The 21,746-nt window shown below is 33.5% G+C and carries 18 protein-coding genes; 17 read left to right on the top strand and 1 reads right to left on the bottom strand.

Annotation, left to right across the window (positions count from 1 at the left end; all coding sequences use genetic code 11):
• Nucleotides 1-60: 60 nt before the first annotated feature.
• From sov to E5167_RS14300, 6 genes are all read left to right on the top strand, one after another.
• Nucleotides 61-7,206, top strand: coding sequence for a T9SS outer membrane translocon Sov/SprA (gene sov, locus E5167_RS14325; protein WP_136844853.1), 7,146 nt, complete (start codon nt 61-63; stop codon nt 7,204-7,206).
• Nucleotides 7,207-7,243: 37 nt separating this feature from the next.
• Nucleotides 7,244-7,624, top strand: coding sequence for a glycine cleavage system protein GcvH (gene gcvH, locus E5167_RS14320; protein WP_136844852.1), 381 nt, complete (start codon nt 7,244-7,246; stop codon nt 7,622-7,624).
• On the top strand, nt 7,617-7,991 hold the full coding sequence (locus E5167_RS14315) for a VanZ family protein (RefSeq protein ID WP_136844851.1): 375 nt from the start codon (nt 7,617-7,619) through the stop codon (nt 7,989-7,991). Before gcvH ends, E5167_RS14315 begins: the two co-directional genes overlap by 8 nt.
• 58 nt (nt 7,992-8,049) lie before the next feature.
• Nucleotides 8,050-8,769 carry an energy transducer TonB gene (locus E5167_RS14310; protein WP_136844850.1) on the top strand — a complete coding sequence of 240 codons (720 nt, stop codon included), beginning with the start codon at nt 8,050-8,052 and terminating at the stop codon, nt 8,767-8,769.
• A gap of 107 nt (nt 8,770-8,876) precedes the next feature.
• Nucleotides 8,877-9,599 carry an energy transducer TonB gene (locus E5167_RS14305; protein WP_136844849.1) on the top strand — a complete coding sequence of 241 codons (723 nt, stop codon included), beginning with the start codon at nt 8,877-8,879 and terminating at the stop codon, nt 9,597-9,599.
• Nucleotides 9,600-9,900: 301 nt separating this feature from the next.
• Entirely contained in the window at nt 9,901-12,003 is a 2,103-nt protein-coding gene (locus tag E5167_RS14300) for a gliding motility protein RemB (protein ID WP_136844848.1), read from the top strand.
• Between the two features lie 285 nt (nt 12,004-12,288).
• On the opposite strand, the gene E5167_RS14290 is transcribed toward E5167_RS14300, so the two are convergent.
• Nucleotides 12,289-13,152, bottom strand: coding sequence for an MBL fold metallo-hydrolase (locus E5167_RS14290; protein WP_136844846.1), 864 nt, complete (start codon nt 13,150-13,152; stop codon nt 12,289-12,291).
• Between the two features lie 142 nt (nt 13,153-13,294).
• Between E5167_RS14290 and cyoE the strand changes: the two genes are divergently transcribed.
• The 11 genes from cyoE (at nt 13,295) to E5167_RS14235 (ending at nt 21,746) form a co-directional block, all read left to right on the top strand.
• A complete protein-coding gene (gene cyoE, locus E5167_RS14285) occupies nt 13,295-14,191 on the top strand; it encodes a heme o synthase (protein WP_136844845.1) in 897 nt (298 codons plus the stop codon).
• Nucleotides 14,192-14,194: 3 nt separating this feature from the next.
• Nucleotides 14,195-14,776, top strand: a complete 582-nt coding sequence (locus E5167_RS14280; RefSeq protein WP_136844844.1) for a cytochrome c oxidase subunit 3 — start codon at nt 14,195-14,197, stop codon at nt 14,774-14,776.
• Between the two features lie 44 nt (nt 14,777-14,820).
• On the top strand, nt 14,821-15,801 hold the full coding sequence (locus tag E5167_RS14275; RefSeq protein WP_136844843.1) for a cytochrome c oxidase subunit 3: 981 nt from the start codon (nt 14,821-14,823) through the stop codon (nt 15,799-15,801).
• Between the two features lie 21 nt (nt 15,802-15,822).
• A complete protein-coding gene (locus E5167_RS14270) occupies nt 15,823-16,206 on the top strand; it encodes a cytochrome C oxidase subunit IV family protein (protein ID WP_136844842.1) in 384 nt (127 codons plus the stop codon).
• Nucleotides 16,207-16,285: 79 nt separating this feature from the next.
• Complete coding sequence (locus tag E5167_RS14265) at nt 16,286-17,005, top strand: hypothetical protein (RefSeq protein WP_136844841.1); 720 nt, start codon at nt 16,286-16,288, stop codon at nt 17,003-17,005.
• On the top strand, nt 16,992-17,735 hold the full coding sequence (locus E5167_RS14260; protein WP_136844840.1) for an SCO family protein: 744 nt from the start codon (nt 16,992-16,994) through the stop codon (nt 17,733-17,735). The genes E5167_RS14265 and E5167_RS14260 overlap by 14 nt, the downstream gene beginning before the upstream one ends.
• A gap of 1 nt (nt 17,736) precedes the next feature.
• Entirely contained in the window at nt 17,737-18,261 is a 525-nt protein-coding gene (locus E5167_RS14255) for a DUF420 domain-containing protein (RefSeq protein ID WP_136844839.1), read from the top strand.
• A 37-nt stretch (nt 18,262-18,298) separates the two neighbouring features.
• On the top strand, nt 18,299-18,484 hold the full coding sequence (locus E5167_RS14250; RefSeq protein WP_136844838.1) for a hypothetical protein: 186 nt from the start codon (nt 18,299-18,301) through the stop codon (nt 18,482-18,484).
• Nucleotides 18,485-18,576: 92 nt separating this feature from the next.
• Nucleotides 18,577-19,278, top strand: coding sequence for an ABC transporter ATP-binding protein (locus E5167_RS14245; protein WP_136844837.1), 702 nt, complete (start codon nt 18,577-18,579; stop codon nt 19,276-19,278).
• A complete protein-coding gene (locus tag E5167_RS14240; RefSeq protein ID WP_136844836.1) occupies nt 19,271-20,500 on the top strand; it encodes an ABC transporter permease in 1,230 nt (409 codons plus the stop codon). The genes E5167_RS14245 and E5167_RS14240 overlap by 8 nt, the downstream gene beginning before the upstream one ends.
• A 1-nt stretch (nt 20,501) precedes the next feature.
• The gene (locus tag E5167_RS14235) at nt 20,502-21,746 is read left to right on the top strand and encodes an ABC transporter permease (RefSeq protein WP_211242157.1); all 1,245 of its coding nucleotides are present in this window, start codon (nt 20,502-20,504) and stop codon (nt 21,744-21,746) included.

Here is a 21,746-nt window from a genome sequence, read left to right as displayed (position 1 = left end):
TTGAAAGCCGCCAACATTAATTTTCACAAATCTACTAGAACATATGCGTTAACAAGCATTATGTTACTATTATATATTGCCACTTTTGCGCAACAAACAACAGTTAGAGACTCAACAAGTACGACGTTTTCGTTTAATAATTTATTATTACCGAATCCAGACAGTATAGTTTCTAAATACACATACGATCCTTTAACTGACAGATATATCTATAATCAAAGTTTAGGAACTATAAATATTAATTACCCAATAATCTTAACACCTGAAGAATTCAGAAAACTGGTGGCTCAAGAAACCTTGCGTAATTATTATAAAGAAAAAATTGATGCATACGATGGGAAGAAAGCAGGCTTAGAAGATGCTAAGAAAAATTTAATACCAGAACTATATGTAGATTCCGATTTTTTTGAATCCGTTTTTGGAGGAAGTACTATTGAAGTTATTCCACAAGGGTCGGTTGAAATGGATTTAGGAATTTTATACACCAAGCAAGACAATCCATCGTTTTCACCAAGAAATAGAAGTAATTTCACGTTTGATTTTGACCAAAGAATAGAACTTAGTTTATTGGGTAAAGTTGGAACAAGGCTACAAGTAACTGCTAATTACGACACCCAATCTAGCTACGATTTTCAAAATCTTATAAAATTAGAATATACTCCTACAGAAGATGATATTATTCAGAAAATAGAAGTAGGTAATGTAAGCATGCCTTTAAACAGCTCATTAATTACTGGAGCACAGAGTTTATTTGGTGTAAAAACACAATTACAGTTTGGAAAAACAACTATTACAGGAATATTTTCTGAACAAAAATCGCAAACACGAACGGTGGTGGCCCAAGGTGGAGGCACCTTACAAGAATTTGAGTTTTTCGGATTAGATTACGACGAAAACAGACACTTCTTTTTAGCGCAATACTTTAGAGATAATTACGATTCAGCTTTAGAAACTTATCCTTATATAAATTCACCAATTCAAGTTACAAGAATAGAGGTTTGGGTAACCAACCGTTCTAATCAAACAGACGATGTAAGAAACGTTGTAGCCTTGCAAGACTTAGGAGAATCTAATCCAGCTAACATTGGTTCGGCAGTGAATATTACAGCAGGTCCAAATGCATATCCAAACAACACTAATAACGCATACGATCCTACTAATATTGGTGGAGCTGGCTCTCAAATTACAGACGATATTAGAGATATTGCAACGGTTCAATCAGGTATTTTGGTACCTGGAGTGAATGAAGGGTTTGATTATGGAAAACTAGAAAACGCAAGAAAATTACAAGAAGGATCAGAGTTTACAGTAAACACCCAATTAGGATACATCTCGTTAAATCAGCGTTTGCAAAATGATGAAATTTTAGCAGTCGCTTACCAGTTTACTGTAGGTGATCAAGTATATCAGGTTGGTGAGTTTGCCAACGATGGTGTGGATGCGACAGACGTATCGGTAGATTCTGGAACAGGAAATACAATTGTTAGCAATAACAGTTTAATTCTAAAAATGCTTAAAAGTACAGTCACAAGTGTAGATCAACCTATTTGGGATTTAATGATGAAAAACATCTACAATACTGGTGCTTTTAATTTGGAAAGAGAAGACTTTAAATTAAATATTTTTTATACAGAATCTTCTCCTGTAAACTATATAACGCCAGTTGGTACAACGCTATTTCCAACACCTGGACCAAACGAAGATGCTTTAGAAGAAACACCTTTATTACGAGTGTTTAATTTAGACAAATTAAACTATAATAACGACCCTCAATTTAATGGTGATGGCTTTTTTGACTTTGTGCCTGGAATTACTGTAATTCAACAAAACGGAAAAATAATATTCACTAATGTAGAACCATTTGGTAAATACTTATTCGACATTCTAGATATCGATAACAATCCAAGTGATAATGAAGCTGACTATGATGATCCAACACAGTATAACCCTAACCAAGCAAAATACGTTTACGACAAACTATATAAATCTACAAAAACAGCAGCCTTAGAAGATGGCGAAAAAAATAAGTTCCAAATAAAAGGACGCTACAAAGCAGGAGGTGGTGGTGGAATTCCTATAGGCGCATTTAATGTGCCTCAAGGATCCGTTAAGGTAACAGCTGGCGGACGTGTATTGGTTGAAGGTGTAGATTATACCGTAAACTACCAAATGGGTACGGTTCAAATTTTAGATCCTGCGTTACAGGCATCAAATACACCTATTCAAGTGTCTGTAGAAAATAATGCGGTATTTGGTCAGCAAACAAAACGTTTTACAGGTATTAATGTAGAGCATCAGTTTAACGAAAACTTTGTGTTGGGAGCAACATTTTTAAACTTAAATGAGCGTCCAATAACACAAAAAGCAAACTACGGAACAGAGCCTATAAATAATACTATTTTTGGAGTTAATGCCAATTTCTCTACCGAAGTACCTTTCTTAACAAGATTAGCAAATAAACTGCCAAATATAGATACCGATGTACAGTCAAACGTATCTCTTAGAGGTGAGTTTGCATACTTATTACCTGGAGCACCAAAAGGATCTGATTTCCAAGGAGAAGCCACAACCTATGTTGATGACTTTGAAGGAACTCAAAATGCTATTGATTTATTATCACCAATTTCATGGAGTCTATCCAGTCGTCCAAAAGCATTAGGTATAGGCGGAAGTTCAGAAGATGATAATGGCATACAAAACGGTTATAACAGAGCCTTGCTAAATTGGTACTCTATAGATCCTATTTTTTATAGTGGTCAACGACCAACTGGAATTAGCGATGATGATATGTCTAACTTATATACAAGACGTATTTTTATAGATGAAATTTTCCCACAACAAGATATTGTACAAGGGCAACCAACGGTTATTAATTCTTTAGATTTGGCGTACTATCCTGCCGAAAGAGGACCTTATAACTTTCAACCTGGAGCCGAAGATGGAATTTTAGATGACCCAATAGATTCTTGGGCAGGAATTACACGACAGCTAACCTCTACCGATTTTGAGCAAGCTAACGTAGAGTATGTGGAATTTTGGCTACAAGATCCATTTTTAGATAACCCTACAAACCCAGGAGGTAAGTTAACCTTAAATCTTGGTAATATTTCAGAAGATATTATTAAAGACGGTAGAAAGCAGTACGAAAATGGGTTGCCAGAGAATGGAGATGTAAGTGCCATACAGCCAACACCATCATGGGGAACTGTAGTGCCACAAAATCAAGCTTTAATTTATGCGTTTTCAACATTAGGGCAGCAACGTGCCAACCAAGATGTTGGATTTGATGGGTATGATGATGTAGAAGAAGCGTCTGTATTTTCAGCATTTTCGGGACTTGAGGATCCAGCTAACGATAACTATACCTATTTCCTTAACACGACAGGTGATGTGTTTGAACGTTATAAAAAATATAATGGGGTAGAAGGAAATTCTCCTGACACTTTCACGCAAACTAATAGAGGTTCTACAACGCAGCCTGATGTAGAGGACATAAACAGAGATAACACTATGAATACCATAGACAGTTATTTTGAGTATGAGTTCGATATCACACCTTCTAGTTTAGCAAACGTAAACAATACCTTTATTAGAGATAGAAAAACAACTACAGTAACACTTCCCAATGGTGATTCAAGGCAAGTAAAATGGTATCAATTTAGAATTCCGTTAACCGCTTACACAAATCAAATAGGTGGTATTACCGATTTTAGATCCATTCGTTTTATGCGTTTGTATTTGTCTGAATTTGCAGAAAATACAGTCATGCGTTTTGGATCTTTAGATCTAGTAAGAAGCGATTGGAGACGTTACCAGCAATCTTTAGATGACGATACAAATAATGATTTAGATGGTACCGATTTTAATGTAGGTATTATTGGAATTCAAGAAAATGATGGTCGTTATGTGTCTCCTCCAGGAGTTGAAAGAGAACAGCTTAATAATAACAATACCTTAGTGAGGCAAAACGAGCAGTCCTTAGTAGTAAACGTTTGTAAGTTAGAACCAAAAGATTCTAGAGCAGTATTCAAAAACATTAATGTAGATATGCGTCAGTTTAAAAAACTACGTATGTTTATGCATGCCGAACAAGGCGCAGCCTTAGGATTGCAAGATGGCGATGCTGTTGGTTTTATTAGAATGGGTAACGATTTTACTCAAAACTATTATCAAATTGAAATTCCTTTGGCAGTTTCAACAACAGGCTCAACAATTGATACGGAAGTTTGGAAACCTGAAAACGAAATTAACCTTCCAATTGAAGTGTTGGCAAAAATAAAAGCTTTAGGAATTTCGGCAGGAACTTTAGGAGATGAAGACCCAACGTTTTATGATGTTATAGATGGTGTATTACAAGAGACTTCTATTCCAGAATTTTCATCTTATACCATAGGCCAACAACGTGTCGCTATAAAAGGGAATCCAAATTTTGGAGATATACGAACCTTAATGGTAGGGATTAAAAATTCACACGAAACAACCGTTGATGTTTGTACAGAAGTGTGGTTTAACGAATTGCGTTTATCTGATATGGATAACGAAGGTGGTTGGGCAGCCATTGCAAGTATGGACTCCAATATTGCTGACTTCATGGATATTAGTGCTACAGGAAGACGAAGTACTACAGGTTTTGGTACCATCGAGCAAGGGCCAAATCAACGAAGTAGAGAAGATGTGAAGCAATACGATGTGGTGACTAATGTTAATTTAGGACAGTTATTACCAAAAAAATGGGGTGTTCAAATTCCATTTAATTATGGACAAAGTGAAGAATTAGTGACGCCTGAATACGACCAACAATACAAAGATATTAAGTTACAGGATAGACTAGATGCAGCAACGACAAATGCTGAAAAGGAAACTATAAAAAAACAATCTGAAGATTACACAAAGCGACAAAGCATCAATTTTATAGGTGTTAGAAAACAACGAACAGGCGAAGCTAAGCCCAAGTTTTATGATGTCGAAAATCTAACACTTAATTACTCTTACAATCAAGTAGAACATAGAGATTTTGAAATTGAAAACTCCTTAAATCAAAATGTAAGAGTTGGTGCAAACTATAATTTTAGCTTTGATCCAATTAAGATTGAACCTTTTAAAAAGAATGATTCACTATTTAAAGGAAAATACTGGAAAATTTTAAAGGACTTTAATTTTAACTTATTGCCATCTAGCATTTCTGTGAATACAGATTTTATGCGTCAATTTAACAAGCAAAAATTTAGAGACCTTGATTTAGGAGGTACAAATATTGGTATTGAAGAATTATATAGAAGAAACTATACGTTCGATTTCCAATACAATATTAATTATAACCTTACAGATGCGTTAAGCTTAAATTTTTCAGCATCTAACAATAACATAGTTAGAAATTATTTTGTTGACGATAATCTAAATGGTGCCCAAGATCCATCAAAAGATGTTTGGGATGGTTTCTTTGATGTTGGTGATCCAAACAGGCAATTCCAACAATTAGGAATTAACTATGAATTGCCATTAAATAAAATTCCAGCATTAGAGTTTTTAAGAGCAACTTACGCTTACACCGGAGATTTTCTTTGGCAGAAAGGATCTGATTTATATGGAAACTTAACGATTAATGGTTCTACTTACGATTTAGGAAACACAATATCTAATGCCAGTTCACATACTTTAAATGCTAACTTAGATATGAATCGTTTGTATCGTTATTTAGGCTTGGTTAGAAAAAATAGTTCTGCGAAATCTAATACACAAAGAGGTGTGCCACCAGGAGGACAACCTAGAGGAAACCAACAGCCAACAACAACAACAAAAAAGAATGGTTTATACAATGCTGCCATAGACGTATTGACAACTGTTAAGAGAATTCAGTTTGATTATACACAACGTAACGGAACATATTTACCAGGGTATATGGAAACACCAGGGTTTATAGGAACACTAAAACCTACCTTTGGATTTACCTTTGGTAGCCAACGCGATATTAGATATTTAGCAGCGAAGAATGGGTGGTTAACGGTATTTCCAGAGTTTAATCAACAATACACTGAAGAAGAATCTAAAATATTAAACTTCTCTGCAGCCTTAGAGCCAATGCAAGATTTAAAAATCGATTTAACAGGAGGTAGGACCTACAACGAAAACCTCACAGAAAGTTTTAACACTATAGATAGTAATAACGACGGATTGAGTGATGGCTATAATCCACTTATTAGAAATGCCTTTGGAAACTTCAACATTTCAACATCTATGATTAAAACTGCTTTTGCTAGTAGTGACGAAAATGGGTCAGAAACGTTTGATAACTTTAGAGCAAACAGGTTGGAAATAGCTAGACGACTTGCTTCTAAAGCAGGAATAGATGTGAATAATCCTGCTAATTTAGATGCAGAAGGGTATCCACTAGGGTTCGGAAAAACCAATCAAGCAGTATTATTACCAGCATTTTTATCGGCATATACAGGGAAGGACGCAGGGAAAGTTTCGCTTGGAGCATTTAGAGATATTCCAATTCCTAACTGGACATTAAAATATACAGGGTTAATGAAGTTACCTTGGTTTAAAAAACACTTTAAGCGTTTTTCTGTAACTCATGGTTACAATTCAATTTACACTATTAATCAATTTAGATCTAACTTAGATTATAATGCATTTGATCCAAATGCAGATTACGCATCGCAAAACCCTAATGTTTTAGACCAATCAGGAAATTATAAAAATGAAACCCTATTTAGTGCTGTGGCTTTAACCGAAATGTTTAGTCCTCTAGTAAAAGTAGATTTCGAAATGAAAAACTCAATGAAAATTCTTGCTGAAATTAAGAAGGATCGACGCTTGTTTTTAAGTTTCGATAATAATTTATTGACAGAAATTAAAGGGAGTGAGTATGTTTTTGGGTTAGGTTACCGAATTAAAGATGTAAAAATAAACTCTAAAATGGCTGGTCCAAGAAACGTTATTAAGAGCGACCTTAACATGAAAGCAGATATCTCTATTAGAGAAAATAAAACCATTATTCGTTACCTCGATTTGGAAAATAACCAAGTAACTGCAGGACAAACCATTTGGGGACTTAAATATACTGCCGATTATGCATTTAGTAAGAACCTAACAGGAATTTTCTACTTTGATTATACATTCTCAGAATACGCTATTTCAACAGCGTTTCCACAAACATCTATTCGCTCTGGTTTAACTTTACGATATAACTTTGGAAATTAAATAAAAAACTAACATATTTACCAAAAATTATATTAATATGAATATTCCATCCGAATTAAAGTACACTAAAGACCACGAATGGGTTAGCATCGACGGAGATGTTATTACCATAGGAATTACTGATTTTGCTCAAAGCGAATTAGGAGATATTGTTTATGTTGAAGTAGAAACAGTTGACGAAACTCTTGAAGCCGAAGAAGTTTTTGGAACAGTTGAGGCCGTAAAAACAGTATCAGATTTGTTCTTACCTGTATCAGGAGAAATTATTGAATTTAACGAAACTCTTGAAGACGAACCAGAAAAGGTAAACACTGATCCTTATGGTGATGGTTGGATGATTAAAGTAAAATGCTCTGACACATCTGAGTTTGAGTCATTACTTTCAGCTGACGATTACAAAGCCTTAATAAGTGCTTAATAAGCAAACAACGTATCTTTTTTTAGCATTAGCTTTTACACTAGCACTTACAGTAATAAGTTTAGTTAGCAATGATGGATTGCCTTATTTTGGAACCAATTATGAAGATAAAATTTATCATTTACTAGCTTATGCAGTATTGTGTTTTTTGTGGTATAAAGCCTTTGTTAGCTTAAATAGTGCATACCCTATTACATTCGCTTTAATGTTATGTGTTATTTATGGTATAATTATTGAAGTACTACAAGGACAGCTCACAGTAACTAGAGATGCATCCATTATGGATATTGTAGCAAATAGTTTAGGAGCTGCTATTGTTTCTCTTATTTTAACACTAAGAAAGAAAACAATCGTTAAAAATTTATAAACCCTTGCTTTTTTAGCAAATTATTGGTTATTTTACCAATCTCGAAAAAAAAATAATTATGGAACCTAAAAAGAACCTGAATGCTGACGTAAGAAGAAACAGCCCAATTTATTTTGCTGTTGGTCTTGCTTTAATGCTCTTAATTACAAATTACTCTATTAACTATAAGACTTACGATAAAGAAGCTATTGATATAGGTCAGTTAAATATGGATGAATTAGATGATGAAGAAATTCCAATTACAGAGCAAATTCAAACACCACCACCACCACCACCACCTCCAGCAGCACCTGAAGTGATTGAGGTAGTAGAGGATGAAGAAGAAGTGGAAGAAACAGTTATTGAATCTACAGAAGTTGAAGAGGATACTGAAATTGTTGAGGTAGAAGAAGTAGAAGTAGAAGAAGTAGAAGAAGACATTGAGGTGCCTTTCGCGGTAATTGAAAATGTTCCAATTTTCCCAGGTTGTGAAAAAGGAAATAACGATACTAAAAGAGCATGTATGTCTGAAAAAATATCAAAATTTGTACAAAAGAAATTTAATACAGACTTAGCAGGAGATTTAGGTTTATCAGGAAGACAAACTATTCGCGTAATGTTTAAAATAGATAAAACTGGAAGTGTTGTAGGCGTAATGGCTAGAGCACCACACCCAAGATTAGAAAAAGAAGCGGCTCGTGTAATAAACTCACTTCCTAAAATGAAACCAGGAAAACAAAGAGGTCAAGCAGTAACTGTGCCTTATTCTTTACCAATTATTTTCCAAGTACAAGATTAAGAAACAAATACCATATATTTAAAATCCCGCTACAATTTGTAGCGGGATTTTTTTTTGGTACGCTTGTTGTGGTTTTACCATAATATTAACATTTTAAAACAATAATTATGGAAACAAAAAAACATCCACGTGCAGACGTACGTAGAAACAGCTCAATCTATTTTGCTGTTGGTTTGGTATTAATGCTCTTAGCAGCTAATTACTCAATTAATTATCGGACTTATGATAGAGTAGCTATTGTTGAACCACCAATAGAGTATGACAATCCTAATGATTTAAAGATTCCTATTACCAATCATCCAGCACCTCCTCCACCAGAAGTTAAACCACCTATAGTACCAGATGAAATAGTGGAAGTTGATGATGATACAGATATCAAGGAAACTATAATTGATACTTCTGAAGATGACACAGACGAGCCTATAGTAGATGTTGCAGATGTTGTTGTAGAAGAAGATCCTATAGAGCCTGTAGATGTGCCTTTTGTATCAGTAGAACATGTTCCAGAATTTCCAGGATGCAACAAAGGAGATAATGAGGCTAAAAGAAATTGTATGTCGAAAAAAATCACTAAACACGTTCAAAAAAAGTTTGATTCAGATTTAGCTAGCGAACTTGGGTTGTCTGGGAAACAAACGATACGTGTGGTTTTTAAGATTGACAAAACTGGCAACATTGTTGGTGTGCAATCAAGAGCACCTCACCCAAGGTTGGAAAAAGAGGCAGCTAGAGTAATTAATTTGCTGCCTAAAATGAAACCAGGAAAACAACGTGGAGAAGCCGTTACTGTATCGTACTCATTGCCAATTGTATTTCAGGTTGAAAACTAGAAATAGCAATTAAAAGTCAAATCCCGTTACTGGTGGTAACGGGATTTTTTTATGCTTTAAGTGACGCACTCATAAATATTAACATTTTAAAACAATAATTATGGACGTTAAAATCACCCAAGCACATTACAAAATTACAAAAAACAACGACGGTTGCTTTTAGTTTGTACCTAATTTAACACTAATAGCAGCCCTAAAATGTAATACTTTAAAAATATGCTTACCGTTATATCATTGCTTTTTTCACGATTAATCTTAAAAAATAGTATCTTTCACAAACCAAAAATTCATGTTGCATCAAATGAAGAAATTATTCCTACTATTCTTAATTTTCTTTTCCTTAAATGTGTTGGCTCAAGATGTAGATTATGAAAAACCTCCGGTATTTCCTAATTGTGAAACGCAAGAGATAGGTTTATTGGATAGTTGCTTTAAAAATGAATTAGTAACTTTTATTCATTCAAATTTTCAAGTGCCACAAGTTGTAACTGATGAAAATTATAAAGGAAATATCTTCTTGTTGTTTGAAATAACCAAAGAAGGAAATTTTAAGGTGCTATACATTGATGCTACCTACAGCGAACTCAAAAATGAAATAAAAAGGGTTTTTGCAAAATTGCCCAAAATACAGCCACCCACCTATAATAGCAGACCAATTTATAAGCAATATTCATATACCATTGCAGTTCCTTTAATGTCGCCACAGGCTATAAATGCTAATAATGAAGAGGAGGCTATAAGTACAGTTACTAAAATAGAACAAAAAGCAAAAACAGAATACGATAACCTAAATGCTACTATAAAGCCTTATGAAGATACGGAATATGGTAGTACACTTAATATTCCATTTTTGCATAGTTCGTATGCTAAATTTGATAGAAGCTTAAATTTAGTAGGTACCAATAGTCATACGGCAGCTAAACCATTTACCTATAGCGAAGTTGCTGATTATTATGATTTTAAAGCGGCAAAGCAAGCATTAGTAAAAGAATCAGATAACTGGTGGCAAAAAAAATTTTTCAATGAACATTTGGTTCAATTACAAGGGAAAGGGTATTGGTTTACCATTGACCCAATTTTCGACCTTCAAGTTGGAAAGGATTCTGATGCTGATTTCAATTCCACGTTTAACAACACTAGAGGGTTTTATGTTCAAGGGGGTTTAGGTAAAAAATTAAGTTTTTTCTCATCGGTTTATGAAAGTCAAGGACGTTTTGCTGATTATATAAATAGATATGCCGAGAGTTTAAGAGGGTTTGGTCCAGACCCAGCGGTTATTCCTGGGCGTGGTATTGCCAAACGTTTTAAGAAGGATGCTTACGATTATCCTGTGGCTGAAGCGTATTTATCGTATTCACCTACTGATTTTTTAAACGTTCAGTTTGGTCATGGTAAAAATTTTATTGGAGATGGTTATCGTTCGTTATTGCAAAGTGATGTAGCAAGTCCTTCACCTTTTTTAAAGCTAAGCACCAAATTCTGGAAAATTAAATACACCAATACCTGGATGTGGTTAAAAGACATTAGAACAGGTGTTGTAAGCGACAAAGCCTTCTTAACCAAATACATGGCAAATCATTATTTGAGTTGGAATGTCTCTAAACGTTTTAATCTCGGATTGTTTGAGTCGGTTTTGTGGACCAATTCTAACGATAGAGGTTTTGACATTAATTATTTAAACCCGATTATTTTTTATCGTGCTATTGAGTTTGAAACTGGACAAGGTGCAGGAAATGCTGTGTTAGGAGCCACTGCAAAGTATAAAGTAAATGATAATGTAAATATTTACAGTCAGTTTATATTAGATGAATTTTCGCTAGGCGATATTAAAGGCGGAAACAAAAGCTGGAAAAACAAGTATGGCTACCAAATAGGTGCTAAATACTACAACGCTTTTAAAGTAGATAATTTGTATTTACAATTGGAGTACAATCGCGTAAGGCCTTACACATACTCTCACAATACTATTGTGCTTAATTATGGACATAACAACCAATCTATGGCACATCTTTGGGGAGCTAATTTTAGTGAAGCTATTGTTATAGGACGCTATAACTATAAACGTTGGTTTGCCGATGCAAAATTAGTATTTGGCGCTAGAGGCTTAGATTATAATAACGGGACAGACGATTTTAGCTATGGAGGTGATATTTACAGGGATTATAATGATCGACCTTTCGACTCAGGTGTAGAAGTAGGACAAGGTATAAAAACCAAAAGCTTTCATGCCGAATTACAATCAGGATATTTAGTAAATCCAGCAACCAATTTAAAGTTGTTTGCTTATGTAAGTTATCGGGATTTTAACCCTAATGCAACCACAGCAACCACTTTTAAAAATGACACGCTCTGGTTTAGTATTGGCTTACGAACCGATTTGTTTAATTGGTATTTTGATTTTTAATCCTTCCTGCAAAGGCAGGAATCTTTTTAAGTGTGACTATTAGAGAATTAAATAATGAACTCAAAAAAAGCGGTGTTTCTGAGAACAAGTATTTTTTACATGGACTTTTCGGTTCGACTGACGACGATAATAAAGTAGCTTTGACAATTAAAAAAGGGCAAAATACGGATGAATATGAAGTCTACTATAAAGAGCTAGGTGAGAAGCACTCCTCACGAACATTTAACACTGAAGCAGAGGCATGTGAATATATATTAAACAAATTCAAGAAAAACACACGATTTTTTAATCCATAGTTGACAAACTAATATAAATAGCTCTTCTAATTTTTTCAGAAGTAATAAAATTCCAGCTATAGTTTAAGTCGTCGTACTCTTTGGTAATAGCGGTATTAGCAACGACGTCATTTTCAGTTTTACCTTTATCAATCTCAGCTTGAACATTAGCTCTTAATTTTGTGAGCATCTCTAAAAACGAGGCATATTCTGCTTTGTTAGACAGCTCACCATGTCCAGGAATAATCTTTGTGTTTTCATCAATGACCATTAAAGCCATTTTCACCGCGTCAATATAGCCATCAATACTTCCACCAGAATTCACATCAATATAAGGATAACGTTTATGAAAATAGTTATCGCCAGTGTGCAGTACGTTACTTTTGGTAAAATATAACATGGCATCACCATCGGTATGCGCATTATCAACATGAAACACTAGTACTTGCTCGCCATTTATATACACACTTAACTTATCATTAAAGGTAATTACAGGTAATCCATCGGTTTTATTTCCTTCTAATAAACGTTTGTAAACATTATCATGAGCAATGATTTTAGCACCAGCTTTTTTCATATTGGCATTGCCTCCAGTATGGTCGCCATGGAAATGTGTATTTACCACAAACTGAATAGGTTTATCGCTTAAGGCTTTAATAGCATCTAAAATTTTAGGTGTTAATTGTGCAAATTGGTCATCAATTACAAACATACCATCATCACCAACAGAGACGCCAATATTACCACCTTGACCAACTAACATATATACATTGTCAGACAACTTAGTTGTTTTAATGGTAACATTGTTTTGAGCAGACATAGTTGCTAGTGTACTTACAAGAAATAAGGATAAGAATAATTTTAGTGTTTTCATGATGCTATAGTTTTTTAAAGTCCGTTAAAGATACTAAACTTCTAGTATGGTTATTAAATATAGAATTACTTATGTTTTACATTGCTCAAAACCAATTTTAAAAGTATCTTTGCCAGCGCAAAACTTTAGCACAAACTGACCAATGTCAAAGGTTTCAAATTCTTCTATAGCTAAGCTCTCGGTGATTTCTAATTTTAAAGAGATTACAAAAATGCGCTTATCATTAAGTGTTGTGTTTTCTTCAATAGCTGGCTATTTGTTAGGTGCTGATGAGGTTAATTTTTATACATTGTTATTATTGGCTTTTGGTGGTTATTTTATGGTGGGAGCCTCTAATGCCTATAACCAAATTATTGAGCGCGATTTGGACGCTTTAATGGAACGCACCAAAAACAGACCAATTCCTTCTGGAAGTATGTCTGTGCAATCGGCATTTATTTTAGCAACTGTTTTTACGGTTTTAGGAATTACGGTACTTTATATTATAAACCCTCAAACAGCCATGTTTGGTGCCATATCTATCTTTTTATATACAAGTGCTTATACACCCTTAAAAACAAAAACGCCATTATCAGTTTTTGTGGGTGCCATTCCTGGTGCCATTCCTTTTATGTTAGGTTGGGTGGCAGCGACTGATGATTTTGGTATAGAACCAGGAACCTTGTTTATGCTTCAGTTTTTTTGGCAATTCCCTCATTTTTGGGCAATAGGGTGGTTTTTACATGATGATTACCAAAAAGCAGGGTTTAATATGTTGCCAACTGGTAAAAGAGATAAAGGTACTGCAGTACAAACAATTTTATATACGGTTTGGACGATTCTTGTTTCTATTATTCCAGTTTTCGGATTTACAGGAGAGCTAAAACTAACCATTGTTGGAGCAGTAGTTGTTTTTGCTATAGGATTGGTAATGTTGTATTATGCAATACAGCTTTTTAAGAAGAAAACAACAATAGCTGCAAGACAGTTAATGCTGGCAAGTGTACTATATATTACTTTAGTACAAATAATTTACGTTTTAGATAAGTTTATTAGATAGTTTATGGATTTAACACAAGGAACCTTAGAAGAAAAAAATAAAAGAGCGAAAAAAATGATGCTATGGTTTGGTATTATTTCTTTAGTAATGTCGTTTGGAGGTTTAACGAGTGCTTTTATAGTAAGTAGTTCAAGAGAAGATTGGTTAAAAGATTTTGTTCTACCACAAGCCTTTATAATTAGTTTAATACTTATTATAGTTAGTAGTGTTACCTTTTTTTTGGCGAAACGTTCTTTAAAATCTGATAATAGAAGAGCTACAACGGCATTTTTACTAGTTACTCTTATACTTGGTGTTGGCTTCGTTGTAAGTCAGTTTATGGGCTTTAATCAAATTATTGAAGCAGGTTACAATTTTACAGGTCCAACCAGTAATATAACCATGTCATATATTTATGTGATAGCATTTGCACATATTATGCACGTAATTGCTGGGTTGATTTGCTTATTAGTAGTAATTTATAATCATTTTAAACAACGTTATAATTCACAGAATATGCTAGGTTTAGAATTGGCGGCTACTTTCTGGCATTTTGTAGATATACTGTGGGTCTATTTGTTTTTCTTTTTATATTTCTATAGATAGAAAATTTGATTATTTTTGTGCAATTCTAAAAATAAAAAACTTTTATGGATAATACAGTTGTAAGTACTGGAACCGAAGGGAAAACTTGGGGTGGCGGAAACAAACCGTTAAAAGCAAGTTACGGTAAAATGATGATGTGGTTTTTCATCGTTTCCGATGCATTAACATTTTCAGGGTTTTTAGCAGCTTATGGGTTTTCTAGGTTTAAGTTTATAGACTCTTGGCCAATTGCTGATGAGGTTTTTACCCACGTACCTTTTTTCCATGGGAATTACCCAATGATTTACGTGGCATTCATGACCTTTGTGCTTATTATGTCGTCGGTAACTATGGTGCTTGCTGTAGATGCTGGTCATAAAATGGACAAAGCTAAGGTAACAATTTACATGTTCCTTACCATTATTGGTGGTTTAATATTCGTTGGTTCTCAAGCTTGGGAATGGGCAACGTTTATTAAAGGAGATTATGGTGCTGTGCAAACTAAAGGAGGAAATATTCTGCAATTTGTAGATAACGAAGGTCACAGAGTGGCACTTCGTGACTTTGCAGTTATAGACGAACATAAAGAGCGTGTGCAAGACCAAAGAAAAAGTGGTATTTGGTTTACAAGCGAAGGTACTTTGCCAACTTATACAGTGAGTGAAGTTTTACATGGACTTGAAGCTAACGAAAACATATTAGTTCGTACACAAATAATAAATGAGGAAGGACATAAAACAGTATTATCAAGAGAAGAATCTATAAACCAAATAAAAAACAATGGTAAAGTAGTTGTTGAAGGAGCTAATCTTCATGCAAACGAATACGGTTCACCATTATTTGCTGATTTCTTTTTCTTCATTACAGGATTTCATGGTTTTCACGTATTCTCTGGAGTTGTTATTAATATCATTATTTTCTTTAATGTAATATTAGGAACTTATGAAAGAAGAAAGAACTACGAAATGGTTGAAAAAGTTGGGCTTTATTGGCACTTTGTAGATTTAGTTTGGGTATTTGTATTTACATTCTTCTACCTTGTTTAATTTAGATAACACGATTTAAAAATGGCAGATCACGCACATAAATTAGAAATATTAAGAGGATTAATAAAATTTAAATCTAATACCCAAAAAATTTGGGGAGTATTAATTTTGCTTTCTATTGTTACAGCTGTTGAGGTAGTATTAGGTATATATAAACCTGCTGCTTTAAAAGCGCCATTCTTAGGAATGAAGCTTTTAAACTGGATATTTATTATCCTTACAATTGTAAAAGCTTATTACATTACTTGGGATTTCATGCACATGAGAGACGAAACAAAAAGTTTGCGTCGTGTAGTTGTATGGACAGCGGTATTCCTTATTTGTTATTTAATTTTTATTTTATTACAAGAAGGAGGATATGTTTTTGATGTCTATCATGATGGATTTGTAAAAACAGATTTTTAATAAAAATAGTCAACATAGTAATATGTTAAAACATATAGATAAAGGCGGTTATTAAAACCGTCTTTTTTATTTTTGTACCATGCAAAAAAAGAGCCTAAAAAAAACAATCATACTGTCAGTTTTATTTTTTCTACCAGTAATGTTTTTGTTGTTTCTGTATCCATCAAAACATAATTATAATCCGTTAGATACTGTTAAGACAAATGTTGTTGATGTTGCTAATTTTAAAGACGAAGATGGTAATATAGTTAGCTTTAAAGACAATATAACAGTAGTGGGTTTTTTAGGAAGCGAAGCCTTAAAACAAACAACCACTGCTTTAAACTTAAAAGAATTAATTTACGATAAGTTTAAAGGGTTCAAGCGTTTTCAAATATTAATATTAGTTCCTAATGGCGCGCAAGACCAAGTAACAGAATTAAGAAAAGAATTATTAAAGTATGATGAGTTAAAGTATTGGCATTTTGCTTATGGGCAACCTAAAAATGTTTTAAACGTTTTTAATAGTTTAAAGTCTACGACACAATTAGATGGAAACTACGCTACAAGCCATGTGTTTATAGTAGATAATGAATTGAATCAAAGAGGTAGGATTGACGATAGAACCGAAAACGAAGTTGAAACCAACAAGTCTATTTATAGTTTAAATTCTTATAACTGTGTTGAGGTAGCAGAATTAAAAAATAAAATGAGCGAAGATATACGCATTTTATTTACAGAATACCGACAAAAAAGAAAAGGAAATTTTGACTCTTCATCAAGAAGAGCTGATGATATTAAAATAAATGAAAAAAACTAATTATTCATACGTAGGAATTGCACTAGTAATTTTAGTGTTTGGGATTATTTTTATCCCAAGAATTGTTGATAGAATTACGAGTAATGATATTACTCGAGAGGAGAGTAGAAGTAAAAAGGCAGGAACACAAGTATCGAGTGATGAGCCATTGGCCTTTTTGGAAATAAATGGTGAAGCTAAAAAAGTTCCAGAGTTCAGTTTTACAGATCAAAACGGAAATATTATTACCAATAAAGATTATGAAGGAAAGGTTTATTTGGTAGAGTTTTTCTTTACTACATGCCCTACTATTTGCCCAAGAATGAACAGGAATCTTGTGCAAATTCAAAATAATTTTGTTGGATATGAAGATTTTGGTGTAGCATCATTCACAATAAACCCACAAAACGATACTCCGGAAGTACTAAAAGCATACGCCGAAAAATATGGTATAACTAACCCTAATTGGCATTTAATGACTGGAAGCCAACAAGACATCTATGCATTAGCAAATAAAGGTTTTAATCTTTATACTGCCGAAGATGGCGAAGCAGAAGGTGGTTTTGAGCATTCAGGAAACTTTGCCCTAATTGACAAAAATGGTTTTATAAGATCTAGAAGAGATGCTTACGGAAATGCCAAAATTTACTATAATGGAATTATTAGCGAGGAAGAAGGTTATGATGAAGATGGTGTACAAGAAGAAATAACCATGTTAAAAGAGGATATAGCTAAGCTTTTAAAAGAGTAATATGCAGGAAGATATAACTAAAGAAAAGAAATATGATAAATGGATAGTTGTGCTGTCCATAGCCATTCCATTAGTGGTTGCTGCGTTGTTTGGAGTTAAAATCGATGCTAAATTACCAGTTTTTTTACCACCAATCTATGCTTCAATAAATGCATTTACAGCATTGGTTTTAGTAACCGCTTTTTGGGCTATTGTAAATAAAAAACAAAACTTACATAAACGACTAATGCAATTGGCTATTACATTATCGGTAATGTTTTTAATAATGTATGTAGCTTACCACATGACAAGTGATTCTACAAAATATGGAGGAGAAGGTTTTGTCAAATATGTATATTATGTCATACTTATTACGCATATAGTTATGTCAGTAGCAGTTATTCCATTTGTATTAATAACCTATGTGCGAGCTATTACTAGTAACTTTGAAAGACATAAAAAAATTGCAAGAATCACTTTTCCGCTTTGGTTGTATGTTGCTGTTTCTGGAGTGATAGTATATATTTTGATTTCACCTTATTATTAAACTTTTGAAAATAAAATACAACATATTAATAATACTTATGTTATTTGTGTCTCTTAATGCAGAGGCACAATGTGCTATGTGTCGTGCAGTTCTCGAAAGTGAAGATGGAATGAAAGCTGCTGAAGGTATTAATAATGGGATTATTTACTTAATGATTATTCCATATATTTTAATTGGTGGTTTAGGCTTTGTGATTTACCGAAAGCTCAGTAAGGAAAAATAATTTTAACATAAAATTAAAGGTATTGCTGTAACAAAAAAAGACTTTTACAGTCTAATTGTTGTTATAGCATTTAAAGCTAAAAAACACTAACTATGTTAAAAATTAGTCAACTACATAAATCCTATCCTATAGGTGACTCCAGTTTACACGTTCTTAAAGGTATTGATCTAGAAGTAGAAAGTGGTGAAATGGTTGCTATTATGGGATCTTCTGGTTCAGGTAAATCAACACTTTTAAATATTATTGGAATGCTTGATGAAGCCGATTCTGGAGATTATATTTTAGATGGTGTTCCAATTAAAAACCTTACCGAAAAAAAAGCGGCTATCTATAGAAATAAATTTTTAGGGTTTATTTTTCAATCCTTTAACCTAATTAATTATAAAAATGCTCTTGAAAACGTAGCTTTACCTCTATATTATCAAGGATTAAAACGAAGAGAACGTCAAGAAAAAGGTAAGTTTCACCTTAAAAAAGTAGGGTTGTTAGACTGGGCACATCATTTACCTAGTGAACTCTCAGGTGGTCAAAAACAGCGTGTTGCCATCGCTAGAGCATTAGCTGCTGATCCTAAATTATTGTTGGCCGATGAGCCAACAGGAGCCTTAGATACAACAACATCTTATGAAATCATGGAATTTCTTCAACAGTTAAACGATGAAGGGAAAACGATTTTAATTGTAACTCACGAGGAAGACATTGCCGAAATGTGTAAACGTGTAGTACGCTTACGAGATGGTGTTATCATGGAAGATAAAAAAGTTAATCAAGTAAGAGCTTCACAGTATGTTTGATTTAGATCTTTGGCGCGAAATATTTCAAAGTATTAATAAAAATAGATTAAGAACCATACTCTCTGGGTTTACGGTTGTATTTGCTATCATGCTATTTACAATCCTATTCGGGATAACAAACGGATTAAAAAACACTTTTACAGAAGCTTTTGCTGATGATGCAAACAACTCCATTTTTATAAATTCAGGCAGAACCACTAAAGCTCATAAAGGGCTACAGGCAGGAAGACGTATTCAATTCGAAAATAAAGACTTTAACTATATAAAGGATGAAAACGGTAATAAAGTAGAGTTTATAACCGCAAGAATTTATAAAAATGTATCAGCTACATTCAGGAATGAACAAAATAATTATAGTGTAAGAGCTGTACATCCAGACCATCAGTACTTAGAAAGAACTATTATGGATGAAGGGCGATACATTAATCAAAGAGATCTTCAAGAAAAAACAAAAGTGGTCGTAATAGGGCGATTGGTTGAAGAAGATTTGTTTTTAAGAACTAAAGCTCTGGGTAAATACATAAATCTTAGTGGTATTCAATATAAAATTGTAGGTGTTTTTTCTGATGATGGAAATGATAATGAAGAACGATTAATTTATATGCCAGTAACCACAGCGCAGCAAGTGTATGGTAATAACGAATATATAGATCAAATCAACCTGACCTATAACCCTGAAATGAATTTCGACCAAGCTATTACTTTTAGTAATAGTATAGAAAAAAAGCTTAAAGAGCGTTTTTCAATAGCACCATTAGACCAAAGTGCAATTAGAGTTCGTAATATGGCAGAAGCTAAAAAGAACGTTAATCAAATGATGACAGTTTTAGGAGTTATTGTCTTTATTATTGGAATGGGAACTTTAATAGCTGGAATCGTTGGCATTAGTAATATCATGATTTTTATTGTAAAAGAAAGAACAAAAGAAATAGGTATTAGAAAGGCTTTAGGAGCTTCTCCAAAATCTATCGTATCAATAATTTTAATAGAATCTGTATTAATTACTGCCATAGCAGGATATATAGGCTTGTTAATAGGAACAGGTATTTTAAAATTAGCAGGACCAGGTTTAGAAGAATACTTTATTACTAACCCAAGTGTTAGTACACCTTTGGTAGTTTTTGCCACTATTACACTAGTTCTTGCTGGAGCATTGGCAGGATATTTACCTGCCAAAAAAGCATCCAGAATAAAACCAATTGTAGCACTTAGAAACGAATAGTATGATTAGATTTTTATTTGATAGAGATACGTGGCAAGAAGTGTACGATAGTATGAGCAAAAACAAGCTTAGAACTGTCATTACAATGATTGGTGTTTGGTGGGGAATATTATTACTTATAGGATTACTAGGTTCAGCCAGAGGAATGGAAAACTCTTTCAATAGGCTTTTTGGAAGCTTTGCAACAAACAGCGTATTTGTTTGGGGACAAAGTACTAGTAAACCATTTAAAGGGTTTCAAGAAGGTAAAAGAGTTACTTTAACATTATCTGATGCAAAAAAAGTTGAAGAAAATGTAGAAGGAATAGAGTTTGTAGTCCCAAGAAATCAAAACTCAAGTTTAGTAGTACGTAATTTCCTTTCAGGTAATTTTGGAATAGCAGGAGATTTTCCGTTACTAGACCAAGTTCAAAAAAAGAAATTGCTTCACGGACGTTTTATAAATCAAAGCGATATTGATAATAAGCGAAAAGTGGCTGTCATTTCTGAGGATGTTTATAAACAATTATTTGAAAAAGACGAATATGCCATTGGTGAGCTTATTCAAATTAATAATAGCAATTATTCAGTCATTGGAATTTTTGATGTTGGAAATGTTAACATGGGACCAAGTGATGATATTCATATCCCATTCTCAACATTTCAACAAATTTATAATCAAGGAGAAAATATTGGTTGGATAATGATAACTGGTAAGCCTGAATACGATATCAAACAGATTGAGGAAGATGCTAAGTTGATGCTAAAAAACCTAAATAGAATTCATCCAGAAGATAAGCGAGCCTTTGGAAGTTTTAATCTTGGTAATGAATTTGGGAAACTTACAGGTTTTTTAAAAGGAATGCAATTTTTAACATGGTTTGTAGGTATTGCTACACTTATAGCAGGTGTGTTTGCCATTGGTAACATATTGCTTATAACAGTTAAAGAACGAACAAAAGAAATAGGTGTGCGTCGCGCTTTAGGAGCAACGCCATTTGAAATAAAAAGACAAATAGTTGTTGAAGCAGTGTTTTTAACATTAATAGCTGGATTATTTGGCATCCTAACAGGAGGCTGGATTTTAATAGCGTTAGATTCAGCATTTGGACAAGGTCCAGATGCCACATTAGTTAATGCATCAGTTTCAATTTTAGTGGTATTTATAGCACTATTAGTATTAGTAACATTAGGAACTCTTATTGGGTTAATACCTGCATTTAAAGCTACAAGCATTAAACCTATAGAAGCCTTAAGAGAAGAATAA

The sequence above is a fragment of the Pontimicrobium aquaticum genome (assembly GCF_005047595.1).
Classification (GTDB): domain Bacteria; phylum Bacteroidota; class Bacteroidia; order Flavobacteriales; family Flavobacteriaceae; genus Pontimicrobium; species Pontimicrobium aquaticum.
This window is presented reverse-complemented; position numbering and strand designations above follow the sequence as displayed.

Excerpts from the sequence above, each read along its gene's own strand:
- sov (WP_136844853.1), top strand. The coding sequence starts at position 61 with ATGTTACTATTATATATTGCCACTTTTGCGCAACAAACAACAGTTAGA.
- gcvH (WP_136844852.1), top strand. The coding sequence starts at position 7,244 with ATGAATATTCCATCCGAATTAAAGTACACTAAAGACCACGAATGGGTT.
- E5167_RS14310 (WP_136844850.1), top strand. The coding sequence starts at position 8,050 with ATGGAACCTAAAAAGAACCTGAATGCTGACGTAAGAAGAAACAGCCCA.
- E5167_RS14305 (WP_136844849.1), top strand. The coding sequence starts at position 8,877 with ATGGAAACAAAAAAACATCCACGTGCAGACGTACGTAGAAACAGCTCA.
- E5167_RS14300 (WP_136844848.1), top strand. The coding sequence starts at position 9,901 with ATGAAGAAATTATTCCTACTATTCTTAATTTTCTTTTCCTTAAATGTG.
- E5167_RS14290 (WP_136844846.1), bottom strand. The coding sequence starts at position 13,152 with ATGAAAACACTAAAATTATTCTTATCCTTATTTCTTGTAAGTACACTA.
- cyoE (WP_136844845.1), top strand. The coding sequence starts at position 13,295 with ATGTCAAAGGTTTCAAATTCTTCTATAGCTAAGCTCTCGGTGATTTCT.
- E5167_RS14280 (WP_136844844.1), top strand. The coding sequence starts at position 14,195 with ATGGATTTAACACAAGGAACCTTAGAAGAAAAAAATAAAAGAGCGAAA.
- E5167_RS14275 (WP_136844843.1), top strand. The coding sequence starts at position 14,821 with ATGGATAATACAGTTGTAAGTACTGGAACCGAAGGGAAAACTTGGGGT.
- E5167_RS14270 (WP_136844842.1), top strand. The coding sequence starts at position 15,823 with ATGGCAGATCACGCACATAAATTAGAAATATTAAGAGGATTAATAAAA.
- E5167_RS14265 (WP_136844841.1), top strand. The coding sequence starts at position 16,286 with ATGCAAAAAAAGAGCCTAAAAAAAACAATCATACTGTCAGTTTTATTT.
- E5167_RS14260 (WP_136844840.1), top strand. The coding sequence starts at position 16,992 with ATGAAAAAAACTAATTATTCATACGTAGGAATTGCACTAGTAATTTTA.
- E5167_RS14255 (WP_136844839.1), top strand. The coding sequence starts at position 17,737 with ATGCAGGAAGATATAACTAAAGAAAAGAAATATGATAAATGGATAGTT.
- E5167_RS14250 (WP_136844838.1), top strand. The coding sequence starts at position 18,299 with ATGTTATTTGTGTCTCTTAATGCAGAGGCACAATGTGCTATGTGTCGT.
- E5167_RS14245 (WP_136844837.1), top strand. The coding sequence starts at position 18,577 with ATGTTAAAAATTAGTCAACTACATAAATCCTATCCTATAGGTGACTCC.
- E5167_RS14240 (WP_136844836.1), top strand. The coding sequence starts at position 19,271 with ATGTTTGATTTAGATCTTTGGCGCGAAATATTTCAAAGTATTAATAAA.
- E5167_RS14235 (WP_211242157.1), top strand. The coding sequence starts at position 20,502 with ATGATTAGATTTTTATTTGATAGAGATACGTGGCAAGAAGTGTACGAT.